Here is a 6073-nt window from a genome sequence, read left to right as displayed (position 1 = left end):
GCATCGACGGCGGCCTTGATGCGATCAAACGCCTCATCCCGGCCGACGACTTCCTTGCCCTTGGTATGGCCACAACGTTTGGGTGCCAGCTGATCTTCGATCATGACGGCCGCACAGCCTGCCTTGGCAAAGCCTGTGACAGTGCGCCTGACATTCATCGCATTGCCATAGCCGGTATCACCGTCGCCGATCACGGGGATCGATACCGCATCGGTGATGTTGCGCGCCTGATCAAGGACCTCGCCATAGGACATCAGGCCCAGATCAGGTTCGCCAATCCGTGCAGCAGAGGTCGCAAAGCCTGACATAAAGGTCAGACCGAATCCTTCCTGTTCGATCAGCTTGGCAGAAAGCGCATCAAAGCAGCAGGGCATCGTGATCAGATCACCGGTGGCAAGCAGTGCGCGCAGGGTATCGGCAGGTGATTTTACGTTACTCATCGGTCTTTACAGCTTGAAGGGAATATAAAGGGCGAGATCGTGCCAAACATACAAAAGGGCGGCACAAGCAAACATCAGCAGCAGGAAAGGTGCAACACCCCGGGCAACCTCGCCCAGTCTGGCCTTTGCCACCGACTGGATCACATAAAGGTTAAGTCCGACGGGTGGTGTAATCAGGGCACATTCGACCATGATCACCATATAAACACCAAACCAGATCGGATCGAATCCAAGGGCAAGGGCCGCTGGCAACAGAACTGGCGTCATGATCAGCACCATCGAAAGCGCTTCGAACACCAAACCCATTACCAGCAGAACCGCTGTGACAATCAGGATGAAGCCAAGTTCGGTATCGACCCCTTGGGTGATCATCACCGAGATGTCCTGCGGGATGCGATAAAGCGTGATCGCCTTGCCAAAGACCTTGGCCCCGGCAATGATCAGAATGATCGCAACCGTGGTTGCCATGGAATCGAACACCGCCTTTTTCAGCGCATCCCATGTCAGGACCCGCATGATCGGGCCGGTGATGATCAGGGCTGCGGCAAAGCCGATGGCCGCTGCCTCGGTCGGGGTGAAGGCCCCGGAATAGATGCCCGATATAATCAGCACGGCCAGAACAACCGAGGGAAGTGCGCGGATGGTGGCACGTTTGCGTTCGGCCCAGTCTTTTTTCGGTTCAAGTTCCTGCCCGCCCATGCGGGCATAAATCATCGAAAAGATGATAAAGAACACCAGAAGTGCTATGCCCGGTCCGATCCCCGCCAGAAACAGCGAGATCACCGATTCTTCGGTGACAAAGCCATAAATGATCATCGGGATCGATGGCGGGATCAGAATGCCAAGGGTTCCGCCCGCGGCCAACAATCCATAAACAAACCGCTTGTTATAGCCACGATTGATCATTTCCGGGATGGCAACGGTGCCGATGGTCGCCGCCGTCGCAACCGAGGAGCCGGAAATGGCGGCAAACACGCCACAAGACAGGATGGTCGCCACCGCAAGACCGCCCGGCCAATGGCCGACCCAGGCACTGACAGCGGCAAACAGGTCATTGCCGACACCGGCACGCAGCAGGATGTTTGACATCAAAAGGAACAGCGGTACGGCCAGCAGGATAAAGCCATCAAGCGTGGACAAAACCGCCTGTGGTGCCATCAGCGGCGAAAACCCGCCAAGGATCAGCATGGCAAGGCCAAGCCCGCCGAGTGCGAAGGCAACCGGCACACGCATCAGAAGCAATGCGAACATGGCAGCAAGGGTCAGGACGATGGTCATTCGTGCGCCCCTTTCGGAATATCCTTGCCGCGTGCAAGCCCGATAATCTCGATCACCGCCTGAATGGCAAGCAGCGCAAAGCCGATGGCGACCGGCAGTTCAGCAACCCACGCCGGAAGATCAAGCATGGTGCCGCTGGTGCGGCCGCGCTCGAAACTTTCATAAAAGATTTCCCAGCCCTTGATCGTCACCATCACCGAAAAGGCCAGAATGCTGGCCATGGCGATAATTTCGACAAGGCGCTGGACCTTGGGAGCGAGAAGACGGGTGATGGCATCCACCGAAATATGGCGGCGTGCGGCCAGTGCCCAGGGCATCCCCAAAAGCGATCCCCAGATCAGACACAGTTGGGAAAGTTCGGCAGCCCAGATGGTCGGGCGCACGAAGAAATACCGTGCCAGCACTTCGTAGGTCAGCATGCAGCCAGCAAGCACAAACAGGATGGCCGCGACCCACGCAAGAATAAGCGTCAATCGATCAAACATGATTTAAACAGTGCATGTTGGAAAACGGGGCGTCATCACCACACAGTATGGGCATTGGCCCAAACACGCACGGTGATGACAACAAATCAAATTACGCCCCGGTCGGCGTCCATGGGCAATCATGCAGCGCCTGTCACATGGCACATGGCACCCGACCGGTGACGTCAAATCCTTAGAACTTCTGGGCGGCCTCGAAGACCCGTTTGCCAAGATCACCGGTGTTGGCAAGGAATGCCTCGTAAACCGGTTTGGCAGCTTCGCGCCATGCAGCCATTTCTTCCGCCGTCGGGGTGTAAATGGTCATGCCGTTGGCTTTGGCTTCGGCAAACGCCTCTGCCTCGATCGTGGACATGCGGTCACGCACATCGTTCTCGGCATTGATGGCCGCAGTTGAAATGATGTCACGCTGCGCATCGGTCAGACCGTTCCAGAAGTCGGTATTCACAACGACGATGAATTCGATATCGGCATCGTTGGTGGTGGTGACGGTGTCCATGACTTCCCAAAGCTGACGGGATTTCACGCCCGACATGCCGGTCATGCCAACATCAACCGTGCCACGCTGATAGGCGATATACTGCTCGGAGCCTGAAATCAGGGTCGGTGCACCACCGGCAGCGGAGATGAAATCACCTTGCGTTTTCGAGAACACGCGGACTTTCTGGCCTTTCAGACCATCCGGGCCTTTGATCGGGCCACCGTTCGACAGCATGATCGACCCGCCGTAAGCCTGCCACCACAGAACCGTCGAACCGGTTTCAGCAATGGCTTCATCCAGCGGCGCACGTACCGGAGAATCCGGGGAAACGGCCTTACGGACCTTTTCTTCGGTATCGAGCAGGAACGGCTGATAGAAGATATCAACAGCCGGGACATCACCGACATAACGGGTCAATGACGCGACACCCATTTCAATCGCACCCGATCCCACCGCCGCAGGAACTTCCTTGTCCTTGTAGAGCTGGGCTGAATCATAGATCTGGACTTCAATATCGCCGTTTGATTTTTCCTCGACCTCGTTCTTGAACATCAAAAGGTTCTGACCGAGGTGGCTTTTCATCGGCAATTGCAGGGAAATACGCAGTGTCAGGTCTGCGGCCTGAACCGTGCCGGAAAATCCGACGGCTGCCATCAGTGCGGCAGCAAGGGCAAATTTTTTCATGATGGACGTCCTCCGAGAACTTTTATTCTGTTTCTTTATTCAGGACGGCAAGGATGCGCCCATTTTTCGGCGGTGTTCAACATGTTTTGACTACGGCGAAACCCTGACCAGCCTGTCCGTAATGCGCCGCACACAACGCCAGAACTCAGCAAGCTGAAGACATACAGACGAGAAGCACAGCTTTGATAACGGCACTGCGGTATTGAAATAATTTGCGATCGAAATGTCCATGCGTCCCGTCTGGCATGCCAGAATGATCGTTCTGGATACAAAACCGGGAATCGCAAGCCGTTTCAAAACACTATCTGATAATGCGCTTATACATCACAGTGGTGCCGCTGAGTTTTTCAGAGTCCGGATCACGGGCAAAATCCGGAATAACGCCGGTGGTCTCGAACCCGAGCAAGGTATAAAGAATCTCGGCACTGTCGCCAGTTCGGGTATCAAGGGTCAGCAAGGTTCGCCCAAGATCACGCGCCCGGTTTTCGGCCGCCTGCATCAACAGTCGGGCAATGCCGCGCCTGCGACAATCGGGGCGCACCATCAGCTTGCTGATATCGCCGCGATGGGCCTGATTGGGCATGGTGTCGTAATCAAGCTGAACCGTGCCGACCACGCGATCCTGATCAAGGGCCGCAAACAGGACCCGTTTTCCACCCTTAAGTGCCGCGATGGTTTTATCGCGCCAAAAAGCTTCGGCCTCGTGCATCGGGAAGGGTTCGATAAAGCCAATGCTGGCCCCGTCATGGACACAGGAGTGAAGCATGTCGGCGAACTGATCCAGACACGCTGTGACACCATCAGCATCAAGGGTGACGATGTCGAGATCGGGGGCGGTGTGCGTCGTCGATGGCATAACGGTTCTTTCGCTTAGTCGATGATAAACAGGTGATATTTCGCGCCCTGATCTCGGGGCGTTTGAAATACGTTGCCACCGCGCAACTGATAGCGCAGGCAATCGCCCGCATTGAGGCGATGGATTTGGCCATCGACGTCCATCAAAAGCGCGCCAGACAGCATCACCAAATGATGTTCAAGCCCGTCCCGCGGCGATCCGTCATATTGAATGCGCTGGTTCGGGCCGATTTCGACTTCAATCACCTCGCCCGATAGTTGTTTGGATGTCGGGGAGACCAGCCGTCTTTGATAGCCAGTATCGGGATCAGTCCAGACTTCCTGATCGGCACGCGCGACAAGTGGCACAAAGTCGTCTTCAACCATCTGCATCAGGCGTGACAGGGTGACACCAAAAGCAACACACAGCTTTCCCAGCACAGTGGCGGTCGGGCTGACCTCGCCCTTTTCGATCCGCGACAAGCTGGCGCGACTGACCGCACTTTTTTGTGCAAGCTCATCAAGCGACCACCCGCGTTCGGCGCGCAAAGCGGCCAACCGTTGGGCCAGTCTTGTTTCAATCTCATCCATGGCAACACCCTTTAATCTCACATTTGGGATATTTTTCCATTTATGAGAAATCGTCAAGATGAAAAAACCGACCCCGCTTTCTTTGCAGGGCCGGTTCGTCATGAGTTCGAAGCATTACACCGGATCAGGCAATGCTTGCCGGGATGCGGGCGACAACCTTGATTTCGAAATCAAAACCGGAAAGCCAGGTAACCCCGACTGCTGTCCAGTTCGGGTAAGGCGCCTGATCAAAGATCGCGTCCTTCACTTCCATGATGTCTTCAAACTGGTTTTCCGGATCGGTGTGGAAGGTCGTCACGTCAATGATGTCATCAAAGCTGCATCCGGCGGCCGCAAGGATCGCCTTGAGGTTATCGAATGCGCGTTCGACCTGCGTTTTGAATTCAGGTTCCGGGGATCCGTCTTCGCGACTGCCCACCTGGCCAGACACAAATAACAGATCTCCGGATTTGATGGCCGGGGAATAACCGTGCGCGTCATAAAGCGCATGGCGGTTTGGCGGAAAGACGGCTTGGTTTGCGAGGGCCATGAAGACCTCCTTGTTCGGGTAAAATTCGGTATCTGTGGTATTTCGAATTGAGTTCAGATACGCTGCGTATGTGAAGCAGATATATTCACATACGCAGCGTATGTCAATTCGCATACGTCACGTATGTTAAATTGGAGTGCCCGATGGCTGCCAAAACGCGCGCTGAAAAAATGGAAGAAACCCGCATCAAATTGATCAAAGCGGGACGCAAGGCCTTTGCCGAAAAGGGATATGCAGAAGCGTCAATGGATGAACTGACCGCAAGTGCGGGGCTGACGCGCGGGGCGCTGTATCATAATTTTGGTGACAAGCGCGGGCTGCTGGCCGCTGTGGTCGATGAAATAGACTCCGCCATGGCGCAACAGGCCAAGGATGCGGGGGATGCCGCAGGCGGCGGTTGGAACGGCTTGATGGCCGAGGGCAGGACATATATCGAACTGGCCCTTGATCCCGAAATACAGCGGATCGTTCTGCGCGATGGTCCGGCCTTTCTGGGCGATCCATCACAGTGGCCGAGCCAAAACCGCTGCTTGCAGGCGACAATCACAACTTTAAGGGCGCTGGCCGATCAGGGGGCAATCAAACCGGTCGATATCGAAGCCCTGGCAAGGTTGCTAAACGGGGTCGCGTTGAATGCCGCCCTTTGGGTCGCGGCAAGCGATGATCCGAAAGATACCCTTGGCAAGGCAATTGCCGCATTTGAATGCCTTGCGGCTGGAGTACTGGTAACGCCCGATGCCAAATGATGGTGGCG

At 55.6% G+C, this 6073-nt stretch carries 8 protein-coding genes; 1 reads left to right on the top strand and 7 read right to left on the bottom strand.

Annotated elements, in window-relative coordinates; genetic code table 11:
* From B2T33_RS00780 to B2T33_RS00750, 7 genes are all read right to left on the bottom strand, one after another.
* Positions 1-440, bottom strand: a 440-nt coding sequence (locus B2T33_RS00780; RefSeq protein WP_286790915.1) for an isocitrate lyase/PEP mutase family protein, incomplete at its 3' end; no start/stop codon positions are given.
* Between the two features lie 6 nt (positions 441-446).
* Entirely contained in the window at positions 447-1718 is a 1272-nt protein-coding gene (locus tag B2T33_RS00775) for a TRAP transporter large permease (RefSeq protein ID WP_008892103.1), read from the bottom strand.
* Complete coding sequence (locus tag B2T33_RS00770) at positions 1715-2203, bottom strand: TRAP transporter small permease (protein ID WP_286790914.1); 489 nt, start codon at positions 2201-2203, stop codon at positions 1715-1717. Before B2T33_RS00770 ends, B2T33_RS00775 begins: the two co-directional genes overlap by 4 nt.
* A gap of 172 nt (positions 2204-2375) precedes the next feature.
* A complete protein-coding gene (gene dctP / locus B2T33_RS00765; RefSeq protein WP_286790913.1) occupies positions 2376-3365 on the bottom strand; it encodes a TRAP transporter substrate-binding protein DctP in 990 nt (329 codons plus the stop codon).
* Positions 3366-3666: 301 nt separating this feature from the next.
* On the bottom strand, positions 3667-4221 hold the full coding sequence (locus B2T33_RS00760) for a GNAT family N-acetyltransferase (protein ID WP_063090175.1): 555 nt from the start codon (positions 4219-4221) through the stop codon (positions 3667-3669).
* A 14-nt stretch (positions 4222-4235) separates the two neighbouring features.
* The gene (locus tag B2T33_RS00755; RefSeq protein WP_063090177.1) at positions 4236-4790 is read right to left on the bottom strand and encodes a helix-turn-helix domain-containing protein; all 555 of its coding nucleotides are present in this window, start codon (positions 4788-4790) and stop codon (positions 4236-4238) included.
* A 124-nt stretch (positions 4791-4914) separates the two neighbouring features.
* Positions 4915-5319 carry a RidA family protein gene (locus B2T33_RS00750; RefSeq protein WP_063090179.1) on the bottom strand — a complete coding sequence of 135 codons (405 nt, stop codon included), beginning with the start codon at positions 5317-5319 and terminating at the stop codon, positions 4915-4917.
* 143 nt (positions 5320-5462) lie between these two features.
* Here B2T33_RS00750 and B2T33_RS00745 point away from each other — a divergent pair, with 143 nt between their 5' ends.
* On the top strand, positions 5463-6065 hold the full coding sequence (locus B2T33_RS00745; RefSeq protein ID WP_063090181.1) for a TetR/AcrR family transcriptional regulator: 603 nt from the start codon (positions 5463-5465) through the stop codon (positions 6063-6065).
* The last annotated feature ends 8 nt before the right edge of the window (positions 6066-6073 follow it).

The organism is Thalassospira sp. UBA4513 (assembly GCF_002388495.1).
In the GTDB taxonomy this organism is placed as follows: domain Bacteria; phylum Pseudomonadota; class Alphaproteobacteria; order Rhodospirillales; family Thalassospiraceae; genus Thalassospira; species Thalassospira tepidiphila.
This window is presented reverse-complemented; position numbering and strand designations above follow the sequence as displayed.

Excerpts from the sequence above, each read along its gene's own strand:
- B2T33_RS00775 (WP_008892103.1), bottom strand. The coding sequence starts at position 1,718 with ATGACCATCGTCCTGACCCTTGCTGCCATGTTCGCATTGCTTCTGATG.
- B2T33_RS00750 (WP_063090179.1), bottom strand. The coding sequence starts at position 5,319 with ATGGCCCTCGCAAACCAAGCCGTCTTTCCGCCAAACCGCCATGCGCTT.
- B2T33_RS00760 (WP_063090175.1), bottom strand. The coding sequence starts at position 4,221 with ATGCCATCGACGACGCACACCGCCCCCGATCTCGACATCGTCACCCTT.
- dctP (WP_286790913.1), bottom strand. The coding sequence starts at position 3,365 with ATGAAAAAATTTGCCCTTGCTGCCGCACTGATGGCAGCCGTCGGATTT.
- B2T33_RS00755 (WP_063090177.1), bottom strand. The coding sequence starts at position 4,790 with ATGGATGAGATTGAAACAAGACTGGCCCAACGGTTGGCCGCTTTGCGC.
- B2T33_RS00745 (WP_063090181.1), top strand. The coding sequence starts at position 5,463 with ATGGCTGCCAAAACGCGCGCTGAAAAAATGGAAGAAACCCGCATCAAA.
- B2T33_RS00770 (WP_286790914.1), bottom strand. The coding sequence starts at position 2,203 with ATGTTTGATCGATTGACGCTTATTCTTGCGTGGGTCGCGGCCATCCTG.